We start from the raw sequence: 25455 nt of genomic DNA on the forward strand, positions 1-25455 counted from the left end.
ATCGTCACATCAGCTCCATAGCAATCAGGTGGCCGCAGCGAGCGCTGCGGGAGATCGGTCCGCGGCGGGCCGATAGCCTGCCGGCAATTCGATGGCCGCCAGTGGCTGCACCGAGAATTCGCGAGAGACGTCCTGGTAGGTCAAGACCGGCACGTCCAGATCCTGGCGGACCAGCAATTGCCGGACATAGCGGCGAACGTCTGGCGACGTCATCACCACCGGCTCAAGGCCACCCTGGACCTCGCCGTAGCATGCCTGGAGCTGGCTCACCAGGCTTCGGGTCAAGCCTTCGGGCAGTGCCATGGCACGGTCGGCACGACGCAGGGCCTGGCGAATCGCTTCTTCGAGCGGGCGCGACAGCGTGAACGCCGAAATCATCCGATTGGCATCCGCGTGGCGATGGCATATGTGCCGGCTAAGTGATGAACGCGCATGCTCGCTCAACACATGTACTTCCAATTCACGCGGGCCACACTCGACCAGTGTTTCGAGCAAGGCGCGCATATTGCGCAAGGCAATCCCTTCGTCGAGAAGCCGCTTGAAGACTTCGGCGATTTTCTGCAGCGGTGTGGTGCGCTGGGCTTCCTTCACCAGTTCCGGATACTCGCTTTCCATCCGTGCGAGTAACTGCCGCGTCTCTTGAATCCCGGTGAACTCCGCGGCATACCGGGTAAGGACGTGAGCGAGATAGTCGCCCATCGCAGTTGCCGGTTCCTGAAAAGCAACACCTGCCTCGTTCAGTCGCTCACGCTGAGCGTGCTCGACCCAAAGTGAGGGCAGGCGGCCTTCCAGTGCCGCGCCTTCGTGCACCTCAAGCCCCAGAATCCGCAGCGTGGCAGCATCGTCCGTCACGCGAAGGTGGCCCTTGGGCACGGCCTCCTCACAGACAGGCACGCCATCGATATCAACGCCGAATCGTTCTGCTGATGCGACCGGGTCCACGCGCACGCCAACCGCCGGCATTTCGATGCCGAGCGTATCCATGACCCGGCCGCGTGCCTGCTGGGCGGCATCGCGCAAGTCGGGCAGCGGTATGGACGCGTGCAACGATTCACTGATCCAGAGGGTAACGCGGCAATTCTGATCACCTGCCGCTTCAATTTCGCCCGACACTGGCTCCGGCGTCGGGTCAGCCGGAACGGATGCTGGGTCCAGCGGCCGAACCGTCGCCTCAGCCTTCCGCTTCCGGCTCACTGTAAAGGCGACCAGGGCGAGAAACGCGCCGATGCCCAGAAAGACTGCCGTCGGGAAACCCGGCAAAAAAGCAACGATGCAGAGTACGGCTGCCGTCAGTGCGAGCGCCTGATGATTGGCACCTAGTTGCGAGACAATCTCAGACCCCAGGTCCTGCCGGTCATCCGAGGCGACACGGGTGACGACGGTACCTGCTGCGACAGCAATCAATAGCGCCGGGATCTGGGCGATAAGACCGTCACCAACGGTGAGCCTTGAGTAGGTCTGCACGGCATCGGCGAACGGCATACCCAGCTTGAGCATGCCGATCAGCAGCCCACCGAACAGGTTCACGCACAGGATGACAAGCCCTGCAATGGCGTCCCCCTTCACGAACTTCATCGCACCATCCATGGCGCCGTACAGCTGGCTTTCCCGCTCGAGCAGGGAACGCCGACGACGGGCTTCCTGTTGGTCGATATCGCCATTTCGGAGGTCGTTGTCGATGCTCATCTGCTTGCCGGGCATCGCATCGAGGGTAAAGCGCGCAGCCACCTCCGCGACCCGCTCCGAGCCCTTGGTTATGACCAGGAATTGGGCAACGGTGATGATCAAAAAGACCACGAGGCCGATGACGACCTCACCGGCAATGACGAACTCACCGAACGCTTCGACGATATGCCCGGCGTCCCCATCGAGCAAAATGAGCCGTGTCGTCGCGATGGACAGCGCCAGCCGGAAAAGCGTGCTGAGCAGGATCACCGGCGGCAATGCCGAGAAATCCACCGCGCGCGAGAGATAGAACGCCACGCAAAGCACGAGCACGGCGAACGAAATGTTCACCCCTATCAATACGTCGATGAAGCCGGTCGGCAATGGCACGATCATCATGATCACTGCCATCATCATGAAGATGGCGACCACCATCCCGCTGCTGCGCGAGGCGGCCATGGCCACACGATTCAACAGGGCAACGCTCACGTTTCCGATCTCCTTTGTAGATAGGTCCGGAAGCAGGCGCGCGCCTCTTCTCGCTCCTCGAGCAACCAGAGTGCCCGGCACCGCAGCAGGAGATGGTCACGCTGCTGGGGCTCGAGCTGGGCAAGACGCTCCAGCCCTAGCAGCGCCCGGCGACCGTCACCGCTGGCGAGGAAGCTACCGATAAGCGTACGCAGAATGCCTGCGTCGGCAGGTGCAAGTTGCATGGCCAGAAGGAGCAGCGCGAGGCCTCGCCTCGGTTGGCCGCCGCGTGTATAGAGGTCGCCTTTGACCTGAAGCCAGCGCGCCGCGTCGCGGTCGTTACGCGTCATGCGGTGGCTTCCGGTTCGAGCAGGGCAAGCAGCTCTGACTGCTGCGCCAGTTCCTCGCTCAACAGTCGCTCGATCACGCCAGCGGTTTCGGGATCGTGCCCGAGTGAAGGCAGCGCATCCTGAATGAGGTGTTCGAGAATCTCGATTGAGCGGCCCGTACCCAGAATGGCCGTATCCTCCAGACGCGGCAGCGTTGCGTCCTGAATCTCGCGAAGCAGCGAACGTGCATCAACGGTGCGACGCGCGCGTACGGCACGGTCGAACGATTCACGTGCAGCGCCCTCTGCCGGGGGGATGAGACGCCTGACGGCATCAGCCTTCGTAGTCGCGTCGGGTGAAAAGCGCCGAGCGCCTGTAGCGGAGTCGATCCTCACGCCCTACTCCCTGAAATCATCTGGCGTGTCATAGCGTCAGGCTGAACTCCTGGCCGTCGCGCGCAAGAATCACCCGCTCAGGCTCAATGCGCTGCAGTACCCAACCACCCGTAACGGCAGCCCCGGGATAAAGGCGCTGACCGCGGTCACCAATCACATAAGGGTTTTCTCCGGTCCAGATCGCTTGGAACCGAACGCGAGGGGGCGGCAGCGTTTCCCGTAGCCTCACCGCGCCGTGAAGCAGGTGAGTCCTGCCGTACGCCTCGTCGAACCAGCGCTGTATGCCACGCCACTGCTCCATCCCTCGAACGTCGACCTCTCCGCTGACCTGCAGGTAGCTACCCTGGGCGTCCATTTTCAGGTCGCCGAGTCCGGCGCCTTGAAGCCTGGCTTGCAGGACTTGGTCGGGCGATTCCGATTGGGCTGGAGGCGCAATGGCTGCGCGTACCGGCTCCTGTGGCTGGGCTGACACGGTTGCGGGCGCAGACGCATCCGCCTCGCTCATGCCGAAGAATGGGTACAGGACGAGGCACAGTACGACGACGCTGCCTCCGGCCACCGCAGCATGGCGGTTGAACCAGCCTGCGAGTCGCGCGCGTTTCGCTGCAAGTGACCCAGTGGGTGTATCGATCTCGAGTGCGATGATCGCGTCGCCAACCTGTACGCGTACAGGGAGCCGGCCGTCGTATCCGCTGCCCTGCGGAACGTAGATTTCATTGACCATGACGGCGCCGCCAGTGGCCTCGATGGTCACGGCGCGGTGTTTACCCACGCGAATGCCGAAATGCCGTGGTGCCACGGCAGCGTCGGACAGGATGACATCGCAATCGTCACCCGAACCGACCTGCCAGTGCGGCTGATCGATCGCAAGGGACGCACCTGCGTGGACGCCTGCGCATATAACCATCCGCGGCAGGGGCACAGGCGCCGAAGGGAGTCGGGGCAAGGCAATCATCGATTCGAGATCCTGAAAAAGACGTCACGAAGCCCGGCACAACCGTATGTGCGTTGCAGAGCTTCGAGAAGGAAATTCGGGATGGAACGAAGAGGCGGCCGCCGGTCGCCGGAGCGCCAGCCGCCGCCTCGTCGCGAATCAGTTCTGAGGACGCTGCTTGGTCGCGTCGAGCTCAGTCTTCTTCTCGGTGGTGATCTCGGTGATCTTCGCCGACTTCTCGATGGCAGCGTCGAAAGCGGCCTCCATCTTGGCGATTGCTGCGTCGGAGCTGCTGGTGGAGGGGGCTACGTTACTCATATCGATGTCTCCTTGTGGGATAGATGGACATGCGCAACCTGCTACTACTCGGATGCAGACACTGCACACTGTCGTCCCCTATTGCCGTCTTGGCTTGTTGGGGCGACAGGGTCAGATTGGACGAGCTACGTGACGATTTAATGGCTGAAAAACGACGTTTGCCAATTTTTTGATCCCGCCTGACCAAACGGTCACGCAGACCGGGGTGAATCCCCGCTGGCATCTGCCTGCGCATCTCTGAGCATCGAGTCCAGGTTCTTCTCGATCGTGTCGCAAAGCTGGTCCATGGTGATCTGGTGCTCGCTCTTCTGGAAAGGAGCCTGCAGGTCAGTACCGATCCGTTCGATGGCCAGCAGCATGAACCCCACCACGGTCGAGGCAACCGGCGTCCACCACTCCAGCGATTCCACCAGGCCGATCGGCACGATCACACAAAACAGTGTGACGAAGAGCCGCGGGAAATACACATAGGGATAAGGAAGCGGCGTATTGGCGATGCGCTCCATACCGCCCTGCGCGTTTGAAATATCAACCATCGTGGCCTCAAGGCGCTCCAGCCGAATGCTGTCCAGCCGGCCTTCCTTGTATTCTCGGGCCAGCATGGCCGCGGACCCCGTCAGGATGTCATTAGGAAAATTGTTGCTCTTGCTGCGCTGGTCGAACTCTCGGCCCGGAATGAAGGCGCGAATCTCCTCTCCACATGGCACACCCTTGAGCGAAGCGGTCAGGCAATTGAGGTAGGCCACATGCCGACGCAGGAGCCTGGCCTTGATGGGATTGAGGCCGTCCTCGTCGTCGATGAGTGTCAACACCTGGCGCGCGTAGCTTCGAGAGCTATTCACCATGAGGCCCCAAAGGGTTCGCGCCTCCCACCAGCGCGCATAGGCGCTGCTGTTGCGGAAGCTGGTCAACACCACGAGTGCCGAGCCCAGCAAGGTCAGGGGGATCGTGGGAATGCTGACCTTGAATTCAAGGAACAGCATGAAGTCGACCGTAACGAAGATATCCCAGATGAGCAGCCACAACAGTGACCAGCCGGTGTAGCGGATGGTCACGAACAACGAGCGGATATTCTTCTTCAGAATGGGACCCCCGACGCCGCGTCGTGAGCAGCGTTTCAACTGGTTGGCCAGGTTGAGGAGACGTCCGTGGCGCCAGCCCGGCAGAATCGGCGTACGACCCGCACGGTACCTACCGAGGCTGAGGGCGCGTCTGCCATGCACAGACGCTGAGACGTAAAGACACAAGAAAGGTTCTGGGCAGACGCCTTTTCCCTGACCCGGCTAATCGCCGGGCCGGTTCCAGACGAAGATCAGGAGCGCCGTTCGGGATTGCCCTCATCGTCCAGGCTTTCCAGCCGCAGGCCGCTACCCCAGCTGCCGCTCCCCTGATCCGCCGGTGCAGCTTGCGACTCGGCAGCCAACGTGCCGCCCTCGCGTTTCAGCTTCAATTTGAGGCGGACATTGTTCGCGGAATCCGCGTTCTTCACGGCCTCCTCTTCGCTGATTGCGCCCTCCCCAACCAGTTCGATCAGCGCCTGATCGAAGGTCTGCATGCCAAGGTTGCGCGACTTTTCCATGATCTCCTTGAGCTCGGCAAACGTATTACGATGGATCAGGTCACGAATGGTCGGCGTACCGAGCATCACCTCGACCGCGGCCCGGCGCTTCCCGTCCACTGTCTTGACGAGACGTTGCGAGACGAAGGCACGAAGGTTGTTACCAAGGTCGTTGAGTAACTGTGGCCGACGGTCCTCTGGAAAGAAGTTGATAATGCGGTCGAGCGCCTGGTTTGCATTGTTGGCATGCAGGGTGGAAATGGCGAGGTGCCCGGTATCGGCAAACGCCAGTGCATGCTCCATGGTTTCGCGATCACGGATCTCGCCAATCAGGATGACGTCCGGCGCCTGGCGAAGCGTGTTCTTGAGCGCCGCGTGGAAGCTGCGGGTATCGACGCCTACTTCACGCTGGTTGATGATGGATTTCTTGTGCCGGTGGACATATTCCACCGGATCTTCGATGGTGATGATGTGGCCGCTGCTGTTGCGGTTTCGATAGTCGATCAGCGCCGCAAGCGACGTCGATTTGCCGGACCCGGTCGCCCCAACGAACAGCACCAGCCCGCGCTTCTCCATTACCGTTTGGAGCAGCACCTGCGGTAGTTTCAGATCTTCGAAACGCGGAATGTCGAGCTTGATGTTACGTGCCACGATGGACACTTCGTTGCGCTGCTTGAAAATGTTGACACGGAAGCGGCCGACCCCATGGATCGAGAGCGCGAGGTTCATTTCCAGTTCGCGCTCGAATTCGGCACGCTGCTCAGCATCCATGATGCTGTCGGCAATCGCAGCAACGACGCCGGCTTTGAGTGTTTCGGTGCCTACCGGACGCAGTACACCGTTGAATTTGGCGCACGGTGGCGCGCCGGTCGACAGATAGAGGTCGGAGCCGTCCTGGCTGGCAAGTAGTTTGAGCAGTTCGTGAATATCCATCAGGCAGCCTGTAATCCAAAAGCGAGGTAGGTGGCAGCTACAGTGGCAGCGTGATAGTGGATAGCTGTGATGAGGCGCTACGCTGCCCGCGCATTCGAGCCAATGCGATGAAGCTAGGCGTCTATCCCGCTGCCAGCAAGCGATCGCATACGAGCGGCCTGGTTTCCCGACTTTCGGCCAGCCGGCTGGGTGCACCCGGCCCATTCAGACAGCGTTACAATGCGCACTCTCAACCCGAGGAAATTCCATGCCCAAAGCGATGGCCCGGCACATCCTGGTCAAGACCCAGGACGAAGCCGAACGGCTCAAGCAACGTATCGCAGGCGGCGAGGCCTTTGACGTCCTGGCCCGCAAGCATTCCACCTGCGCCTCCGCCAAGCGCGGCGGCGACCTGGGCGAGATACGCCCGGGGCAGTTGGTCAAATCAGTCGACCAGGTCATCTTCAAGAAACCGCTGCGCACTGTGCACGGGCCCATCAAGAGCAACTTCGGCTATCACCTGGTTCAGGTGTTCTACCGGGAATAATCGCTCTACTGCGAGGCGGTTGGCGCTTCGCTCGGAACCCTTGAGCCAAGCGTTGTTCATAGTCACCAATGCGCATGGAGCGCAGCCGCATTGGAGTCTTTATGCCTGGCAATTCTGTCAACAATTACCGGGGCCCGTTGATGGTCCTGACCCTTCTATTCTTCATGTGGGGTCTGATCACCTCCCTCAACGACATCCTTATTCCTCACCTCAAGGGCGTCTTCACCCTTACCTACTTCCAGGCATCGCTGATTCAGTTCTGCTTCTTCACGGCCTACTTCATCGTTTCCTTCCCGGCAGGCCGCCTCGTGGAGCGTGTCGGTTACAAGGCAGGCATCATCGTTGGCCTGGGGACCGCGGCCGTTGGTTGCCTCCTGTTCTATCCCGCGGCGGGCGCGCATTCCTATGGCTTCTTCCTGACCGCGCTGTTTGTCCTTGCCTCGGGCATCACACTGCTACAGGTGGCGGCGAACCCGTACGTCACCATCCTCGGCAAGCCCGAAACCGCTGCCAGTCGGCTCAACCTCACCCAGGCGTTCAACTCCCTGGGCACGACGGTGGGCCCGCTGGTGGGTGCAGTGACAATCCTTGCGCTGGTAGGGACCGACGAGACGGCGCACTCGGTGCAAACGCCCTATTTGATCCTTGCCGGGTTGCTCGTATTGCTTGCGGTCATCATCGGCCTGTTCAAGCTGCCGATCATCAAGGACGCCGAGGGCGGCGAAGAAAGCGCATCCACACGGGTTCAGCATTCATCGATCTGGGAATACAAGCACCTCGTGCTCGGCGTTGTCGCGCTCTTTATGTATGTGGGCGCGGAAGTATCGATCGGCAGCTATCTCGTCAGCCTCATGGAAATGCCGGAGATTGGCGGGCTGAACAGCCAGACAGCCGGCAAGTACCTCGCGCTTTATTGGGGCGGTGCGATGATCGGGCGCTTCATTGGCGGGGTCGTGATGCGCTGGATTCGGCCGAACATAGCGTTGGCATTCAATGCCATCGTGAACGTGTTGTTGATTTCGGCAGCGATCATGATCGGCGGGCTGACCGCCATGTGGATGCTCCTGCTGGTTGGCTTCTTCAACTCGATCATGTTCCCCACGATCTTTTCGCTGGGTCTGAAGGATCTGGGGCATTTCACCGCGAAAGGGTCAGGCCTGCTGTGCATGGGCATCGTCGGTGGCGCGCTCATTCCGCCGATCCAAGGTCTGTTTGCAGACAACCTTGGCCTGCTGGTCTCCTTCTTCGTTCCTGTCGCGTGCTACTTCTACATCTGCTTCTACGGCCTGAAAGGCCATGCGGTCGGATTGCCCGACGCCGGTCGGTGACCTGAGAAGATGCACGCGGCATCTGCACGCGTGCATCTTCAGTTGAGCACGGCCGCCGGAGCAGCCTGCGGCACCGACCGAGCCGCCATTCAACATGTCTCCTCAGGCCGCAGGGTGGAATCCCAAAGGGCGTCCACCGTTCACCTCGGACACAGCCCGCGCTTGATACAAAGCCAGGATGGGGGCGCCATTCGCCCAAGAATCTTCAATTCTCTGAAAGCTTCCCGCCGCGGCGCCGATCGCTTCGGTGGGTTACGCATTGCTAACCCACCCTACAAAGATTCTGAGCCATCCAGAGGCCGTAGGGTGGAATCCCAAAGGGCTTCCACCGTTTACCTCGAACATTGCCTGCCCTGGCTCTGACGCCAGATTCGACGCCATTCGCTCACGGGCATTGAACTCTCCGGAAGCTTCCCGCTGATGCGCCGATCGCTCCGGTGGGTTACGCGTTGCTAACCCACCCTACAAAGATTCGACGCCATCCAGAGGCCATAGGGTGGAATCTCGAAGGGCTTCCACCGTTTACCGCGCAGCTGACTGTTGGCTATTCAACCAACTTGGACACCCTGATCAGCTATCAAACCTCGAAACTACTTTAACTAATGATACATCTTGAATTTCAGATAGTTACGCATGTTTCTTAAAGTTGTATGACAATTCACTTTAACTTGCACGCTCCTCTCTAGCCCCGCAATAAAGCGCAATGCTGACCTCCCGCATTTTGAATTTCTGCACCTTGCCCGTAACGGTCATGGGAAATTCGTCCACGAAGTGAAAATGCCTCGGCACCTTGAAATGCGCGATCTGTTCCTTGCAGAACCCGCGCAGCGTTTCCACGTCGGTGGGCTGTTCCGGACGCAGCTTGATCCAGGCCACGAGCTCCTCACCATACCGATCGCACGGGATGCCAACGACCTGAGCATCGGCGACTGCAGGATGGCGATAGAGAAACTCCTCGATCTCTCTCGGATAGATGTTCTCCCCTCCCCGGATGATCATGTCCTTGCTGCGACCCACGATGCGCACGTAACCAGCCTCGTCCATTTCGGCGAGGTCACCGGTATGCATCCACCGTGCGCCGTCCAGGTCACGCGCGGTGGCTTCGACGTCGTTCCAGTAGCCGAGCATTACGCTGTATCCGCGGGTACACAATTCGCCGATCGTGCCTCGCGGCACGATGCGGCCCGTCTCGTCGATGATCTTGTGTTCCAGGTGAGGTTGGGTGCGCCCCACGGTTGCCACCCGGAGCTCCAGAGGGTCTTCGGGACCTGTCTGTAGTGAAACCGGGCTCGTTTCGGTCATGCCGTAGGCGATCTGTACCTCGGCCATGTGCATCTGATCAATTACCTGTCGCATCACTTCGATTGGGCAGATACTGCCGGCCATGATGCCGGTACGTAGGCTCGATAGGTCCAGTTCAGCGCGCTCGGGCAACGCCAGTTCCGCGATGAACATGGTCGGCACGCCGTACAACACGGTAGCCTTCTCAGCGGCAACAGCCTTCAGAGTCGCCAGTGGCTCGAAGGCTCCACTTGGGTAGATCATCGTGGAGCCATGCGTAACACAGCCCAGATTCCCCATGACCATGCCAAAGCAGTGATAGAGCGGTACGGGTATGACCATGCGATCCGCTTCGGTCAGCCGGAGACTCTCACCGACCATGTAGCCGTTGTTCAGGATGTTGTAGTGGCTGAGCGTGGCGCCTTTGGGGAAACCGGTGGTCCCGGAGGTGTACTGGATATTGATAGGGTCGTCGAACTGCAGCGCCTCACTACGCGCTAGCAGCACTTCCGGCGAAATGGACTCCCCACGCTTCGGTAGGCCACTCCACGTCATAAAGCCCGGCGGCACCTCGCCAGCGAGCGATATCACGGCCTCCAGCATTGGCAGGCGTTCTGACTGCCATTGCCCCGCCGAGTGAGCGCCAAGTTCCGGCACCAACTCCAGCAACATGGCGTGGTAGTCCGAGGTTTTGAAGCGGTCCGCACAGATCAGCCACCGGCAACCGGAGCGCTCCAGCACATAGGCCAGCTCAGCGGTTCGATACGCCGGGTTGATGTTGACGAGAATTGCACCGAGTTTGGCGGTCGCGAATTGGGCGATGCACCACTGGGCGCAATTCGGCGCCCATATGCCGACTCGATCCCCCTGCTCCACGCCCAGCGCCAGCAGGGCGCGCGCATAACAGTCCACCTCAGCCTGTAGCTGCCGCCACGAATAGCGAAGGTTCTGGTGGATCACCACAAGTGCGTCGCGGTCAGGGAAGGTTTCACAGGTGTGATCGAACGCTTGGCCAATCGTCTTGGCGAGCAAGGGCTTGTCCTGGCGGCCAATGCTGTAACTGGGTTGTGGCATGCGGATTCCTCTGGGCTCTTGTGCTTGTTATCGAAGGAATACACGAGGCGATGGCACCGAATCCGGTGCGTTGACACGCCTCGAAAGCAGGTTTACGTTAACGTAAAGGTAAGCCAGTGAACAGGCAAGATGTCAAAGACGTATAGCATTTCAGAATTGGCCAAGGCGCTCGATGTCACGCCGCGGGCAATTCGTTTCTATGAAGAGCAAGGCATGCTGTTTCCAGAGCGCCGGGGTCAGGAGCGCATCTACGCACCGCGGGACCTGGTCGCGCTGAAGCTGATCCTGCGGGGCAAACGCATTGGGTTTTCCCTGGCCGAGTGCCGCGAGCTCATTGACATGTATGACCCCGCCGGCGGCAACCGCAAGCAGCTCGATCGCTTTCTGGAAAAGATTGCAGAACGTCGTGAACAACTTGAGCAGCAAATGCTCGATATCCAGCAGATGCAGCTAGAGCTCGACACCGCCGAAGAGCGATGCCGGGCCGCGATGGAGCAGATTGTAATTACTCACTGAACCCGTTTCGCACGCCTTCCGACAACTACAAGAATGGAGCGCCGTAACATGACCACCCATTTGCCCGGTCTGAATTTCTTCCTCGGTGAAGATATCGAGATGCTGCGTGATTCGGTCGCCGGCTTCGCCGCGAAGGAAATTGCGCCGCGAGCCGCAGAGGCTGACCGTACCGACCAGTTCCCGATGGGTCTATGGCGCAAGTTCGGCGATATGGGGCTCCTTGGTCTGACCGTCGATGAGCGCTATGGCGGTTCCGGGATGGGCTACCTGGCGCACATGATCGCGATGGAGGAGATTTCCCGGGCGTCGGGCGGCATCGGCCTGTCCTACGGCGCACACTCCAACCTTTGCGTGAACCAGATCCATCGTAATGGGACGGACGATCAGAAAGATCGCTTCCTGCCCAAACTGGTGAGTGGCGAGCACATCGGAGCGCTCGCCATGAGCGAGCCCAATGCCGGTTCTGACGTGGTAAGCATGAAGCTTCGCGCCGATCGAAAAGGCGACCGTTTCGTCCTCAATGGGACGAAGATGTGGATCACCAACGGGCCCGATTGCGACGTCCTGGTGGTCTATGCGAAGACCGACCCGACCGCAGGCGCCAAGGGCATGACGGCGTTCATCATGGAAAAAGGCACACCCGGTTTCTCCGTCGCCCAGAAGCTCGACAAGCTTGGCATGCGGGGCTCCCATACTGGCGAACTCGTCTTCCAGAATGTCGAGATTCCCGAAGAGAACGTCCTTGGCGAGGTGGGCGAAGGCGCGCGCGTACTGATGAGCGGACTCGACTACGAACGTGCCGTACTCAGTGGCGGCCCGCTAGGCCTGATGCAGGCGGCGATGGACGTCGTGGTCCCCTACATTCATGACCGCAAGCAATTCGGCCAGAGCATCGGCGAATTTCAGCTCATCCAGGGCAAGATCGCTGACATGTACACCACGCTTCAGGCCTGCCGAGCGTACCTCTATGCCGTCGGCAAGCATCTGGACGGAATGGGCAGCGGTCACGTTCGCGAAGTCCGCAAGGATTGCGCTGGGGTCATTCTTTACACCGCCGAGAAGGCGACCTGGCTCGCGGGCGAGGCCATCCAGATCCTCGGCGGTAACGGTTACATCAATGAATTCCCGACCGGGCGGCTATGGCGCGACGCCAAGTTGTACGAGATCGGTGCCGGCACGAGCGAGATCCGCCGGATGCTGATTGGGCGCGAGTTGTTCGCCGAAACGGCCTGACGCTACGCAGTTGCTATGAACATCGGGCAGTGACCCTGCCCGCCTGCTTCGCCTCCATATAACAAGAGCAATCATCATGGACGCACTGGCAATCCTGATCTCGCTTGGCCTGTTGATGTTCCTGGCCTATCGCGGCATTACCGTACTGATTCTGGCACCGCTGATGGCCAGCCTTGCGCTGCTGCTCAGTGGTGAAGCGCTCTACATGCTGCCGACCTACACACAGGTCTTCATGAAGGAACTTGGTGGATACGTCATCAAGTTCTTCCCTCTGTTCATCCTTGGATCGCTGTTCGGCCAGCTGATGTCCGACTGCGGCGCCGCGCGTACCATCGCCCAGAAGTTGATGAAGGTCCTCGGGCCACGGCACGCCATCCTGACGGTCGTATTGGCGTGCGGCATCCTCACCTATGGGGGCGTCTCGCTATTCGTCGTCGCGTTCGCGGTTTATCCGATCGGTGCTGTGCTGTTCCGTGAAAGCAACACGCCCAAGCGCTATATGCCGGGTGCAATCGCCCTCGGCTCGTTCACCTTCACGATGACAGCCTTGCCCGGCGCACCGTCCATCCAGAATGCGATCCCAACGCCCTACCTGGGGACGACCACGTTCGCTGCACCGGGCCTCGGCATCCTGTGTGGCGCGTTCATGCTTGTGGCCGGTACCTATCTGCTCCAGCGCTGGGCTTCGAAGGCAATGGCCGGCGGTGAAGGCTACGGCGAACACGATGAGCGTAACCTTGCCACAGGCAGCGAAGACACCACCAACCCTGCTTTTCTGCCCTCCATCATTCCGGTCATCCTGGTCATCGGTCTGAACGCGCTGTTTAGCTACCTGATTCTGCCGGGAATGGATCTCTCCTACCTTCAACAAGAGCGGTTCGGTAATGCAACGCCCGCTTCGGTGATTGGACTGTGGTCCGTCCTGCTCGCGCTGATGGTCGCAATCGTTGCCACCATCCTCCTGCACTGGCGCCGTTGGGCAAACCTCAAGGAAAGCGTCAACAAGGGGGCATTTGGCTGCTTCCTGCCGATCCTCAATACCGCTTCGGAAGTCGCGTATGGCGCCATCATCGCAAGCCTCGCCGGCTTTGCCGCAATCCGCGCCGCGTTGATGAACCTGTCGCCCGAGAACCCGCTGATCTCGGTCGTGCTCACGATGAACGTCCTGTCAGGCATTACCGGATCGTCATCGGGTGGCTTGAGCATCGCGTTTCGTACGCTTGGCGCGGATTACCTGAGCATGGTCCAGGCGGCCGGCCTCAGTCCGGACGTGCTGCACCGTGTCGCCGTTATCGCCGCAGGCGGGCTGGATACCCTGCCCCATTCGGGCGCTGTCATTACCTTGCTGGCCATCTGTGGCCTCACCCACCGCCAGGCCTACCCGCCCATCCTGATGATGACCATCGTCGTGCCGCTGTTCACCACGGTGCTGGCCGTCACGCTGGGCAGCCTTATCGGGGCGTTCTGACAACTCGCCAGCACTAACGGGAACAACAACAATGCACCTGACACTCAATCTCGAAACGCCCGCCGCGGATGCCTTCTTCAATATGGCTGACGCATGCTGCGACCGCTGGGCATCACGCGAGCCAAATCGGACCGCACTGATCCAGAAGAATCTCGACGGTACGGTTACCCGATGCAGTTACCAGGATCTCCAGCACGCAGCCAATCGCCTTGCGAATTCACTTCAGCAACGTGGGATCGAACCAGGCGACCGTGTCGGCATCATGCTGCCGCAGCGCGTGGAAGCGGCTGTCGCCCATATCGCGCTCTACAAGCTTGGCGCGATCGCCGTGCCGCTCTTCGTCCTGTTCGGCCTGGATGCGATCCGTCACCGCGCCGCGGACTGCGGCATGCGCGCGATGATTACCGACGCCACGGGGCTCGCCAAACTGGAACAGATCTGGGATGAGCTGCCCGATCTGCGGTTCTGCTACACCCTTGGCGCACCGTCCAGGAACCCTCGCGTGCTGGACTATCAAACAGAGACCGAGAAGGTAGCCCCGACCTTCGAAACGCACCGTAGCGTCGCGGAAGACCCTGCCGTCATCATCTATACATCCGGCACCACCGGTCATCCAAAGGGCGCGCTGCATGCCCACCGCGTACTGCTTGGCCACGTACCCGGCGTATGTGTTTCGCATGACGGATTCCCGCAGGCGGCAGACCTGATCTGGACACCCGCCGACTGGGCCTGGATTGGTGGGCTGTTCGATGTACTGCTGCCTAGCCTGTACCTGGGGATACCCGTCGTGGCGCATCGTGCCGAGAAGTTCGAGCCAGAAGCTGCTTTCGCACTGATCGAAGAGCTCGGCATCCGCAACATCTTCTTCCCGCCGACCGCGCTCAAGCTGCTGCGGCAGGTGAAATCCCCCGAGCAACGCTGGCGGCTGGACGTGCGCACCATTGCCAGCGGCGGCGAGTCGCTCGGCGCCGAACTGCTCGCATGGGGGCGGCAAACGTTCGGGGTCGCCATCAATGAATTCTACGGCCAGACCGAATGCAACATCGTGCTGTCGTCCTGCGCCAGCCAGGGCGTGCAGAAAGTCGGCGCAATTGGCAAATCGGTGCCCGGCTATACCGTCCGAATCATCGATTCGCATGGCAACGTCGTACCGGCCGGCGAGCCGGGTGACATCGCCGTCGCGACACCCAATCAGAACCAGATGCTGCGCTACTGGAACAAGCCGGAAGCCACCGCGGAAAAGTACGTCGGGCATTGGCTGGTAACCGGTGACCGGGGGTATCAGGACGAAGACGGCTACATCCATTTCCTGGGCCGCAACGACGATGTCATCTGTAGCGCCGGCTACCGCATAGGGCCGACGCCCATCGAGGACTGCCTACTCCGCCACCCGGCGGTGAAGCTGGCAGCAGCGATCGGCAAGAAGGATGCGACCCGCACCGAGATCGTGAAGGCTTGCGTCGTATTGGCCGAGGGTTACGCGCCCAGCCACGACCTGACCCGTGAGCTACAGGACCACGTACGCAAGGGCCTGGCGGCGCACGAATACCCCCGCGAGATCGAATTCCTCGACGCGCTGCCCATGACAGCCACTGGCAAGATCATCCGGGGTGCGTTGCGCGAGCGGGAAAACCAGAAGGAAAACGCTGCATGAATTTCGTAGGCAAGGCGTTCGACGAGATCGCCGTCGGCGATACCTTCGGCCAGACACTAACGATCGACGAGTCGCACCTGAGCCGTGCATGCGGCATGTTCGGTGACTTCAATCCGCTGCACAGTGATGCGGTCTTCGCCGCCAGCTCTCGCTTCGGCCAGCGCATTCTGCACGGCCCGATGACCAGCGCGGCGATCTCCGCTTCGGTGGGCATGTACTTCTATGGCACGGCGGTGGCCTATCTCGAGCACAACTGCAGGTTCCTATCACCCGTATTCGCGGGTGACACGCTGACGGTGAGCTGGCGAATCGAGGAACTTGTCGCCAAGCCGCACCACAACGGCGGCATCGCCACAATGGCAGCTACCTGTAGTAACCAGCGTGGCGAGTCGGTTGCCGAGGCGACCGGAAAGATCATGCTTCTGAATCGCAGCAAGGGCATTCCCGTATGAGCATCCTGAAAACCAGCCTGCGGGCGCAGGCAGACGACTTCCAGGCAAATCGCGCGGCCATGCAGGGCCAGGTCGAAGCGCTGCGGGAATTGTTGGCAACCGTCTGCCAGGGCGGCGGGGCCAAGGCGCAGGACCGGCACACGTCGCGGGGCAAATTGCTGCCACGCGCCCGTATCGATGCCCTGCTGGATCCCGGTTCGCCCTTTCTGGAAATTGGGCAACTGGCCGCGCACGAGGTCTACGGTGAGGACGTTCCAGCTGCGGGCGTGATTGCCGGCATAGGGCGCATCGAAGGCGTCGAATGCATGGTAATTGCGAATGACGCCACCGTTAAAGGCGGTAGCTACTATCCGCTTACAGTCAAGAAGCATCTGCGCGCCCAGGCGATCGCCAAGGAGAACCGGCTTCCGTGCGTGTATCTGGTCGATTCGGGCGGCGCGAACTTGCCTCGCCAGGACGACGTATTTCCCGATCGGGAGCATTTCGGGCGGATCTTCTTCAATCAGGCCACCATGAGCGCAATGGGCATTCCGCAGATTGCCGTCGTCATGGGCTCCTGCACGGCGGGTGGTGCCTATGTGCCCGCAATGAGCGACGAGACCATCATGGTTCGTAATCAGGCAACCATCTTTCTCGCAGGCCCGCCCTTGGTGAAGGCCGCCACGGGTGAAGTCGTCACTGCCGAGGAGCTCGGTGGCGCCGATGTTCACTGCCGGACCTCCGGGGTCGCCGATCACTATGCCGAAGACGATGAGCATGCCCTGGCCATCGCCCGACGCTGCGTTACCAACCTCAACTGGCGCAAGTTGGGGCGGTTAGAGACGCGGCCTGTGCTCGCACCGCGATTCCCGGCTGAAGAGCTCTATGGCGTCATTCCGGCCGATCCCAAGCAGCCGTTCGACGTGCGGGAAGTGATCGCCCGCCTGGTGGATGATTCGGCCTTCGACGAGTTCAAGGCGCTGTTCGGAACGACACTGGTCTGTGGCTTCGCGCACCTGCATGGGTACCCAGTGGCGATCCTGGCGAACAACGGCATCCTGTTCGCCGAAGCGGCACAGAAAGGGGCTCACTTCATCGAGTTGGCCTGCCAACGCGGCATTCCGTTGATATTCCTTCAGAACATCACAGGCTTCATGGTCGGCCAGAAGTACGAGGCCGGCGGTATCGCCAAGCATGGGGCGAAGCTCGTCACGGCTGTTGCCTGTGCGCAAGTACCCAAATTTACCGTGATCATCGGCGGCAGCTTTGGCGCCGGGAATTACGGCATGTGCGGACGGGCCTACGACCCACGGTTCCTGTGGATGTGGCCGAACGCCAAGATCGGCGTGATGGGCGCACAACAGGCGGCTGGAGTGCTTGTCCAGGTCAAACGTGAGCAGGCCGAACGGGCTGGTCAGCACTTCTCGGAGGCAGACGAACACGCGCTCAAGACGCCAATCGTCGAGCAATACGAGCGCCAGGCTCACGCCTATTACTCCAGCGCCCGCCTGTGGGACGACGGCGTGATCGACCCGGCGCAGACCCGTGATGTGCTTGGGCTGGCCATCTCCGCCTCACTCAACGCCCCGATCGAGCCGACCCGTTTCGGCGTGTTCCGGATGTAGCCATGCGTTCCGTAGACGACCAGGCGCCCGGCGAACCGTGCCCAGCGGGCTCAGTCGCCAAGTGCCAACACCCCGAGAACGCCTGTTGGCACGTGCAGGAGAAATAACAATGACACGCTTCACGACCCTAGAACTCGACGTCATGGACCAGGGCATCGCCACGCTGTGGCTGAATCGGCCCGAGAAAAACAATGCCTTCAATGCCGAAATGATCGCCGAGCTCGTTCAGGCGCTCGACGAGGTAGCCGACCGGGACACGGTTCGCTTTCTGCTCCTGCGTGGCCGTGGCAAGCATTTCTCCGCAGGTGCAGACCTCGCCTGGATGCAGGCTTCGGCCAAACTCGACTATGCAGCGAACCTGAAGGACGCCCATGAGTTGGGCGCGTTGATGGACAAGCTGTATCACCTGCCCTGCCCGACAGTGGCCGTTATACAGGGCGCAGCGTTTGGGGGTGCAGTCGGCCTGGCGGCCTGTTGCGACATGGCCATTGGCGCTCGCGATGCCCTGTTCAGTCTGTCCGAGGTTCGCATCGGCCTCGCGCCAGCGGTCATCAGCCCGTACGTCGTCCAGGCTATCGGTGAACGCAATGCCCGCCGATTCGCCCTGAGCGGCGAACGGTTCGGCGGTGAGGTAGCGTGTCGAATCGGTCTGCTAGCGGAGCAATACCCTGCCAACGAGCTGGAAACCGCTGCGGAGCAATGGATCAACACCCTGATGCTGAACAGCCCACAAGCGATGCGTGCGACCAAGAGCCTGTTGCATACCGTGGGCAGCGGCACACTCAGCGATGCGTTAAGGCAAAAAACGGAAAGCGTGATCGCCGGCATTCGCGTCAGCGACGAAGGTCAGGAGGGTCTCAGTGCCTTCCTAGAGAAACGTAAACCAGGCTGGCAGGAGCAATAAGCATGGCGACGATCAACACCCTACTGGTAGCCAACCGTGGCGAGATCGCCTGTCGTGTGATGCGTACTGCCCGAGCCCTGGGCATCCATACGGTCGCTGTTCACAGCGCCATCGATGCGTCCGCTCGGCACGTGCGCGAAGCGGACGTGGCCCATGATCTCGGCGGCGCACGGCCCAGCGAGAGCTATCTGCTCATGGATCGCATCATCGAGGCGGCCAAGGCCACAGGGGCAGACGCGATCCACCCTGGCTATGGCTTTCTGTCCGAGAACGCCACGTTTGCGCGGAAGCTGGCTGAAGCCGGCCTTATCTTCCTGGGGCCGCCAGCGGATGCGATCGATGCGATGGGCAGCAAGTCCGCGGCGAAGGCGCTGATGGAACGGGCTGGCGTCCCGCTGGTACCGGGTTACCACGGCGAGGCGCAGGATTTGGACACCTTCCGGGACGCTGCACAGCGCATTGGCTACCCCGTGTTGCTCAAGGCGGCTGCGGGCGGTGGCGGCAAGGGGATGAAGGTGGTGGATCGGGAGGCGGAGCTGGCCGAAGCGCTTGCCTCGGCCCAGCGTGAAGCACAGTCCTCGTTTGGTGACGCCCGCATGCTCGTGGAGAAATATGTCCTCAAGCCGCGGCACGTCGAGATACAGGTGTTTGCCGATTCCCATGGCAACTGCCTTTACCTGAACGAGCGCGATTGTTCGATCCAGCGACGGCACCAGAAGGTTGTCGAAGAGGCGCCCGCACCGGGCCTGTCGGCCGAGCAGCGCCGCGCGATGGGCGAGGCGGCCGTTCGTGCCGCGCAGGCGATCGGCTACGTGGGCGCGGGAACAGTTGAGTTCCTGCTGGACCAGCGTGGCGAGTTCTTCTTCATGGAAATGAACACGCGCCTGCAAGTCGAGCACCCGGTGACCGAAGCGATCACGGGCCTCGATCTCGTGGCCTGGCAGATCCGGGTCGCCCGCGGTGAAGCGCTACCCATCCGGCAGGAGCAGGTGCCGCTGAATGGCCATGCCATCGAGGTTCGTCTGTATGCCGAAGACCCCGAGGGCGGGTTCCTTCCGGCCAGTGGTCATCTGCACGCCTATCGAGAACCTGAAGCGGCGCCAGGTCGCCGCGTTGACAGCGGCGTGGACCAAGGCGATGACGTTTCGCCGTTCTACGATCCCATGGTGGCAAAGCTCATTGCGTGGGGTGAGAACCGCGAGGAAGCGCGTCAGCGACTTCTGGCGATGCTGGGTGAGACCATCGTCGGTGGCTTCAAGACCAACCTTCCTTTCCTGCAGCGCATCCTTGCCCATCGCGCGTTTGCGGAGGCCGAACTCGACACAGGCTTCATTGAGCGCTATCGCGACGACCTCTTGCCAGCACCACAACCGCTACCGGACGCATTTTGGACGCTGGCCGCTACGTCGTATCTGGCCAGTGAACCTGCGCGCATCCGTAGCGACGACCCTGTTTCGCCCTGGCCTGCGCTCCTTGGCTGGCGCTCGGGCGTTTCTTCCCAAGCGGTGTTGCATCTGAACTGCCGGGGCGAGAACCGCCGGGTCCCGCTTACCCTGCCCGTCAAAGCGCCGCTGGCTTCGAATGAGTGGCGCCAGGGGGATACGCTCTTCCTGCGGTGGGGAATGGATTGGCATGCCGTGACACGTGTCGACCCGATCGCGGCAGCCGAAGCCAGCCATCAGGGCCCAGGTGGGCTCACGGCGCCCATGAACGGCAGCATCGTAAGGCTGCTCGTGGAGCCCGGCCAGATCGTCGAGGCCGGCGCAGCGCTGGTGGTGCTCGAAGCAATGAAAATGGAGCACAGCATTCGCGCGCCCTCCGCTGGCACCGTCAAAGCGCTCTTTTGTAGCGAAGGCGACATGGTCAGCGAGGGGACTGAACTGGTCGAACTGGATGAGGCGACCGGCTGACGGCGTTGATTCATCGTAATCGATCGTTCGCTAATTTCATGAGGAATACCTATGCCACTCCCTTCCACCGTAAGAATCGTTGAAGTCGGTCCCAGGGACGGCCTACAGAACGAGCAGCAGCCGATCGATGTGAAACACAAGGTTGCACTGGTGAACGCGTTGGTCGATGCCGGGCTCCGCTATGTCGAGGTCGGCAGCTTCGTATCGCCCAAGTGGGTGCCACAGATGGCCGGCAGCGCAGAAGTCTTCGCAAGCATCGACCACAGACCGAACGTCACCTATGCAGCGCTGACACCGAATATGAAGGGCCTTGAAGCCGCGATCGCATCTGGAGTCAGGGAAGTGGCCGTCTTCGCTGCCGCATCCGAGTCGTTCTCGCAGCGCAATATCAACTGCTCCATCGCTGATAGCCTCGAGCGCTTCGCACCGGTAATGCAAGCCGCTGGCGCCCATGACATTCGTGTCCGCGGCTATGTGTCCTGCGTGCTGGGCTGCCCCTATGACGGCGACATCGCGCCGGAACAGGTGGCCTGGGTATCGCGAGAACTCCACGCCATGGGCTGCTACGAAATCTCGCTCGGAGACACGATTGGTGTTGGCACCCCTGACCGCACCCGCCGACTCTTCGATGTCGTCGGTCGCGAAGTGCCTCGTCGACAGCTGGCCGGCCACTTCCACGACACCTATGGGCAGGCGTTGGCCAATGTCTATGCAGGTCTGCTGGAAGGTATTTCAGTGTTCGACGCATCCGTGTCCGGGCTGGGTGGGTGCCCCTATGCAAAAGGCGCCACGGGCAACGTCGCGACGGAAGACGTTGTGTATCTCATGAATGGCCTGGGTATCGAGACGGGCGTTGATCTCGACCGCCTGATCGCGGCGGGTGAGCAGATAAACCAGGTCCTGGGCCGCGCCAACGGCTCGAATGTCGCAAGAGCTCGCCTGGCTGCCCGCTGTGGTTAAGGCCGCTACCGCCGCGCCAGACGCATTGATCTAGGTCTGATCGCTTTGTCTTGCAGGATGAACTCGGCCGGACATCGGGGCTTCTCTATCGAAGGAACTGACAAGAGAGGCATGCATGAACGACATGAGCGATCTGACGTCCGGCCGGCGCCGTTTTCTGGCGCAGGCGGGGGGTGCCGCGGTAGCCGCAGGCATGATGGGCGCAGCTGGAACGGCGTGGGCCCAGGACACATCCGCAACCCGCGCCACGAGCGGCGGACAGCCCGCGAAGGACCTTCCAAACCCTATCACCCTGCCCCACATGCAGGAAGGCAAGGACGACAAGACCGAGATGCCGGTTCAGCTCGGCCCGGATCAGCGGGTCGGCATTGCTGTCGTGGGTGTCGGCCGTCTGACGCTCGAGGAAATCCTGCCGGCGATGGCGCAAAGTAAGCGCTGCAAGGTCACTGCGCTGGTGAGCGGCGACGCGGAGAAGGCGCGCCGCGTCGCGGAGATGTACGGCGTGCCACAGGACGGGCTGTATAGCTACGAGACTTTTGACTCGATCCGCGACAACCCGAACGTGCATGCCGTTTACATCGTGCTGCCAAACAGCATGCACCACGAATACACGCTACGCGCCGCACGGGCGGGCAAGCATGTGCTGTGTGAAAAGCCAATGGCGAACTCCGTGAAGGAGTGCGAAGAAATGATCGAGGCTTGCAAGCAAGCGAAACGGCTGCTGATGATCGCCTACCGTATCCAGTACGAGCCCATGAACCGTCAGGTCATGCAATGGGTGCGGGATGGCAAGGAAGTGGGGCCTATCAAGTTGCTCGAAATGGCCAACTGTCAGAACCAGTCCAAACAGGAAGTTGATCAGTGGCGACACAAAAAAGCGTTGTCGGGCGGTGGTGCGCTTCCTGACATTGGTCTTTATTGCCTGAATACAGCTCGCTACCTTCTTGGTGAAGAGCCAGTAGAGGTTAGCGCTACGGTGCATACGAACCCGGATGACCCGCGCTTCAGGGAAGTCGAGGAAACGATCCTCTGGACCATGCGCTTCCCAAGCGGAGTACTCGCCCAGTGCATGTCGTCCTATAGCACCTTCAATTCGAAGCGTTATCGGGTATTAGGCGAGAAAGGCTATCTGGAAATGGACCCTGCGTTTGCCTACAAGGGGCTTCAACTCAAGCGCAGCAAGCTCGCCGAGGGTACGGACGCCATTCTCGCTCCGGGCATCGAGCAGCTTGCGGCCACGGAGAAGAATCAGTTCGCACTGGAGATGGATCACTTTGCCGAGTGCGTGGTGAACGGCGAGCAGCCCTTTACCCCAGGCGAAGAAGGGCTGCAGGACCACCGCATCATGGACGCGATTTACGAGGCGGCGCGAACGGGCAATCCAGTGAAGCTGCCTCAGGTGAAGGAAAAGGACGCATTCCGAGGCAAGGCACCGTCGAACGTTGAGTCCATTTGAGTCGCGACCGGACAGAAGGAACCATGATAGTTGGCTCTTTATAGAGGTAGGCCGGATATCAAGGAATGCTTATCCGCGACAAGTAACTGACGAAAAGCGCACCCCCGTCAGGAACTCGCCACGCGCGCCGCACTCAATCGCATCGCAGGTCGCGGCGTCGCACGTTTCCATCGCGGTTCGACGACGGTAATTAAGTGGCCTTATCAGGGATACCCGGTATTCCCCTACCTTTGACGGACCAGAGACAGGCGCATGGCTTCATATCAGGAACTCTCTCAGATCGGTGAATCGTTCGACGCCTTCGTAGCAAGAAGCCTGGAAGCCGAGCGCACCGAGGCCACAACGCTTGCACGCAGGTTATCAATGACCCTTTCGTGTCCGATCGTGGAACGACTGGAAGCCATCCGGGGGCGCTACCATCTGCTGGTCGCCGGCGAGATGTGGTGCCCGGACTGCCGGATCAATATCACAGCTTTGAACACCATGCATCGGCTACAGCCCCGTATCGATGTGTCTGTCATTTCGCGCGGGCGTGCCGAAAATGAGTTGAAGCAGCGCCTCGGCCTGGATCGCATCCCGATCCCCCTCGTGGCTGTCCTTGATGAACGCTACGCGCTGCTCGGTCTGTTCGTTGAACAGCCTCAAATGATGAGTGGAGCAGATGCTGGCGTGAAACAGGCCTACCGCGATGGTCAATTCATGGAAAACACGCTTGATGAGGTGCTTGCCATCATCGAACGCGTGGAAAAAGCGGGCTCAGCCCCGGTAGGCACTGCGACGCCCTGCGCAGCCGTCTGATTCCTATCATGGACGGCCTGCGCTCAGGTAATGGCCGTAATCAGGTCTTCTCTGCTTCCGCCGCTATGATGATGCGCTCCATCAGCTGATGGAGCGCTGCACGGTGTCCCAGATGCCCCCCAGATGGTTGAGAGCCCGATGTCATGGCGACGGTCAGGCCAAGCCGGGGTACCACGTAGATCATCTGGCCGCCATAGCCCCAGCCGTAGCGGACCTCCTCGCCCGCCATCTTGGTCAAAAACCAGCCATAACCGTAACCGTCACCGGTGTAGCGCGAACGGGTACGTGGCGTCCAGGACTGCGCAATCCATTCCTCGGACAACACACGCGCACCATTCGGTGCGAGCCCTCCGTTGGCATACAACTCCCCAAACGCCAGTAGTGATCGCGTGGTCATGGCCATCTCGTTGCCGCCCATATAAATACCCTGGGGGTCGCGAGTCCAATTGGAAATGGAAAAGCGATCCAGTGAGCCCAGCCAATCCTGGGCCAACTGCAATGTTGAACGCCCGGTCTTCTTCGTCAGGATTGCAGATAACAGGTGCGTAGACCCCGTGGAATAGATCATCGCGCCGCCAGGCTCATCCATGAAGGGCCGCGCAAGCGCCGCACGAACCCAGTTCCGACTGGCAACCCAGCCTCCGTAGTGCTGCCCGGATGTCGAGCCCAACCCCGCCTGCATCGACAGCAGATGCCCTACCGTGAGCGTGGCCATGCGAGGGTCCGGCCGCTGCGGGAGGTCAGCGCTCAGCAAGGCCGCCACGTGCTCGTGTGGCCCGTTCAACACGCCCCTATCGATGGCAATGCCTACCAGCGCGGAAATGACCGACTTCGAGGCTGACTTGATATTCGTGGCCTGTGTTGTCCGATGCCCACGGTAACCTTTCTCCACCAGCACTTTTCCATTGCGGGCGATCATCAACGTCTGCAATGGGCCAACCTTTTCAGCGTCGTCCACAATATCACGCAGGCTCATGCTGCTTTGCGCAAACGAAGGGCAACTGATAACGATCAGCGCCAGAGCGAATAGCCATCCGCGATATAGGTAGGGCCGACGCATGGACACGGCGTATTCCAAACTGAGTTCAGGTTTCGACCGTTTGCAACGGCGTCTGGTGCCGCAAAGCGAAGCGGACCTTTCGGGATACTTCGGTCTCTCACGCTCAAGCAATCGAGGGAGACATGGACAGCCTACCGGACCACTAACGAGCGCTCGTCATTGGTGTGACCGGCGCTATCGGCGCAGCCTTCCCGACCAAGTGATATCCGACCCGCGATGTACCGACGTGGTCGGTCTGTCGCGCCGGTCCAGGTCTCCGCTAGACCTGACGGCGCCCGCAAGCATTGCCGAAGCCGCCGGCGCACTGAGCGCGCGCGACCCGTTTCATATCATCATTGTCGCCACCGGTGTGCCGCACCGGACGGCGTTCATGCCGGAAAAGAAGCTAGAGGCCGTCAACCTGGATCCGTTGTCCGAGACGTTCCAGATCAACACGTTTGGCCCCGCACTGATCACTCGCCAGTTTCTGCCGTCGTTAAATGACGACGGGCGCTTCGAAGTGTTATCAGCGAAAGTCGGAAGTAATCCAACATAGCCGTCTCGGTCTGGTACGCCTATCGAGCGTTAAAAGCGGCGCTGAACATGATCATCAAGGCAGCTGCCATCGAGTGCGCGCGGCGGTAGCGCGCAA

At 60.8% G+C, this 25455-nt stretch carries 23 protein-coding genes; 14 read left to right on the plus strand and 9 right to left on the minus strand.

Features of this window, described 5'->3' with window-relative positions; genetic code table 11:
* Positions 1-24 precede the first annotated feature (24 nt).
* The 7 genes from sctV to ACY8D3_RS09285 form a co-directional block, all read right to left on the minus strand.
* Positions 25-2124: a type III secretion system export apparatus subunit SctV gene (gene sctV, locus ACY8D3_RS09255; protein ID WP_462384316.1), complete on the minus strand. Its 2100-nt coding sequence runs from the start codon at positions 2122-2124 to the stop codon at positions 25-27.
* Between the two features lie 26 nt (positions 2125-2150).
* Positions 2151-2483 (minus strand): type III secretion protein, encoded by a 333-nt coding sequence (locus ACY8D3_RS09260; protein ID WP_462383592.1) that lies wholly within the window; start codon positions 2481-2483, stop codon positions 2151-2153.
* A complete protein-coding gene (locus ACY8D3_RS09265) occupies positions 2480-2857 on the minus strand; it encodes a hypothetical protein (protein WP_462383594.1) in 378 nt (125 codons plus the stop codon). Before ACY8D3_RS09265 ends, ACY8D3_RS09260 begins: the two co-directional genes overlap by 4 nt.
* A gap of 28 nt (positions 2858-2885) precedes the next feature.
* On the minus strand, positions 2886-3812 hold the full coding sequence (locus tag ACY8D3_RS09270) for a SctD/MshK family protein (RefSeq protein ID WP_462383596.1): 927 nt from the start codon (positions 3810-3812) through the stop codon (positions 2886-2888).
* Positions 3813-3950: 138 nt separating this feature from the next.
* Positions 3951-4109, minus strand: coding sequence for a hypothetical protein (locus tag ACY8D3_RS09275; RefSeq protein WP_462383598.1), 159 nt, complete (start codon positions 4107-4109; stop codon positions 3951-3953).
* A 191-nt stretch (positions 4110-4300) separates the two neighbouring features.
* Positions 4301-5179, minus strand: a complete 879-nt coding sequence (locus ACY8D3_RS09280; protein WP_462384318.1) for a bestrophin family protein — start codon at positions 5177-5179, stop codon at positions 4301-4303.
* A gap of 242 nt (positions 5180-5421) precedes the next feature.
* Positions 5422-6600, minus strand: a complete 1179-nt coding sequence (locus ACY8D3_RS09285; protein ID WP_462383600.1) for a PilT/PilU family type 4a pilus ATPase — start codon at positions 6598-6600, stop codon at positions 5422-5424.
* A gap of 247 nt (positions 6601-6847) precedes the next feature.
* On the opposite strand from ACY8D3_RS09285, the gene ACY8D3_RS09290 reads away from it, so the two are divergent.
* Positions 6848-7126, plus strand: coding sequence for a peptidylprolyl isomerase (locus ACY8D3_RS09290; protein WP_462383602.1), 279 nt, complete (start codon positions 6848-6850; stop codon positions 7124-7126).
* A 101-nt stretch (positions 7127-7227) separates the two neighbouring features.
* Complete coding sequence (locus ACY8D3_RS09295; protein ID WP_462383604.1) at positions 7228-8454, plus strand: sugar MFS transporter; 1227 nt, start codon at positions 7228-7230, stop codon at positions 8452-8454.
* Between the two features lie 663 nt (positions 8455-9117).
* On the opposite strand, the gene ACY8D3_RS09300 is transcribed toward ACY8D3_RS09295, so the two are convergent.
* Positions 9118-10809, minus strand: coding sequence for an AMP-binding protein (locus ACY8D3_RS09300; RefSeq protein ID WP_462383606.1), 1692 nt, complete (start codon positions 10807-10809; stop codon positions 9118-9120).
* A 129-nt stretch (positions 10810-10938) separates the two neighbouring features.
* On the opposite strand from ACY8D3_RS09300, the gene ACY8D3_RS09305 reads away from it, so the two are divergent.
* The 11 genes from ACY8D3_RS09305 (at position 10939) to ACY8D3_RS09355 (ending at position 23764) form a co-directional block, all read left to right on the plus strand.
* Entirely contained in the window at positions 10939-11325 is a 387-nt protein-coding gene (locus tag ACY8D3_RS09305; RefSeq protein ID WP_462383608.1) for a MerR family transcriptional regulator, read from the plus strand.
* 48 nt (positions 11326-11373) lie between these two features.
* Complete coding sequence (locus ACY8D3_RS09310) at positions 11374-12558, plus strand: isovaleryl-CoA dehydrogenase (RefSeq protein WP_462383610.1); 1185 nt, start codon at positions 11374-11376, stop codon at positions 12556-12558.
* A gap of 76 nt (positions 12559-12634) precedes the next feature.
* Positions 12635-14026 (plus strand): GntP family permease, encoded by a 1392-nt coding sequence (locus tag ACY8D3_RS09315; RefSeq protein WP_462383612.1) that lies wholly within the window; start codon positions 12635-12637, stop codon positions 14024-14026.
* 31 nt (positions 14027-14057) lie between these two features.
* Positions 14058-15680: an acyl-CoA synthetase gene (locus ACY8D3_RS09320; protein ID WP_462383614.1), complete on the plus strand. Its 1623-nt coding sequence runs from the start codon at positions 14058-14060 to the stop codon at positions 15678-15680.
* On the plus strand, positions 15677-16132 hold the full coding sequence (locus ACY8D3_RS09325; protein WP_462383616.1) for a MaoC family dehydratase: 456 nt from the start codon (positions 15677-15679) through the stop codon (positions 16130-16132). Before ACY8D3_RS09320 ends, ACY8D3_RS09325 begins: the two co-directional genes overlap by 4 nt.
* Positions 16129-17736, plus strand: coding sequence for a carboxyl transferase domain-containing protein (locus tag ACY8D3_RS09330; protein ID WP_462383618.1), 1608 nt, complete (start codon positions 16129-16131; stop codon positions 17734-17736). Before ACY8D3_RS09325 ends, ACY8D3_RS09330 begins: the two co-directional genes overlap by 4 nt.
* A 109-nt stretch (positions 17737-17845) precedes the next feature.
* Positions 17846-18640: a gamma-carboxygeranoyl-CoA hydratase gene (locus ACY8D3_RS09335; RefSeq protein ID WP_462383620.1), complete on the plus strand. Its 795-nt coding sequence runs from the start codon at positions 17846-17848 to the stop codon at positions 18638-18640.
* Between the two features lie 2 nt (positions 18641-18642).
* Entirely contained in the window at positions 18643-20550 is a 1908-nt protein-coding gene (locus ACY8D3_RS09340) for an acetyl/propionyl/methylcrotonyl-CoA carboxylase subunit alpha (protein WP_462383622.1), read from the plus strand.
* A 51-nt stretch (positions 20551-20601) separates the two neighbouring features.
* On the plus strand, positions 20602-21510 hold the full coding sequence (locus ACY8D3_RS09345; RefSeq protein ID WP_462383624.1) for a hydroxymethylglutaryl-CoA lyase: 909 nt from the start codon (positions 20602-20604) through the stop codon (positions 21508-21510).
* 115 nt (positions 21511-21625) lie between these two features.
* Positions 21626-22966, plus strand: coding sequence for a Gfo/Idh/MocA family protein (locus tag ACY8D3_RS09350; RefSeq protein WP_462383626.1), 1341 nt, complete (start codon positions 21626-21628; stop codon positions 22964-22966).
* A gap of 252 nt (positions 22967-23218) precedes the next feature.
* The gene (locus ACY8D3_RS09355) at positions 23219-23764 is read left to right on the plus strand and encodes a thioredoxin family protein (protein WP_462383628.1); all 546 of its coding nucleotides are present in this window, start codon (positions 23219-23221) and stop codon (positions 23762-23764) included.
* Between the two features lie 40 nt (positions 23765-23804).
* On the opposite strand, the gene ACY8D3_RS09360 is transcribed toward ACY8D3_RS09355, so the two are convergent.
* A complete protein-coding gene (locus ACY8D3_RS09360) occupies positions 23805-24740 on the minus strand; it encodes a serine hydrolase domain-containing protein (protein WP_462383630.1) in 936 nt (311 codons plus the stop codon).
* A gap of 82 nt (positions 24741-24822) precedes the next feature.
* Here ACY8D3_RS09360 and ACY8D3_RS09365 point away from each other — a divergent pair, with 82 nt between their 5' ends.
* On the plus strand, positions 24823-25359 hold the full coding sequence (locus ACY8D3_RS09365; RefSeq protein WP_462383632.1) for a Rossmann-fold NAD(P)-binding domain-containing protein: 537 nt from the start codon (positions 24823-24825) through the stop codon (positions 25357-25359).
* Positions 25360-25455: the final 96 nt, after the last annotated feature.

The sequence above is a fragment of the Pseudomonas sp. Marseille-QA0892 genome, assembly GCF_054950135.1.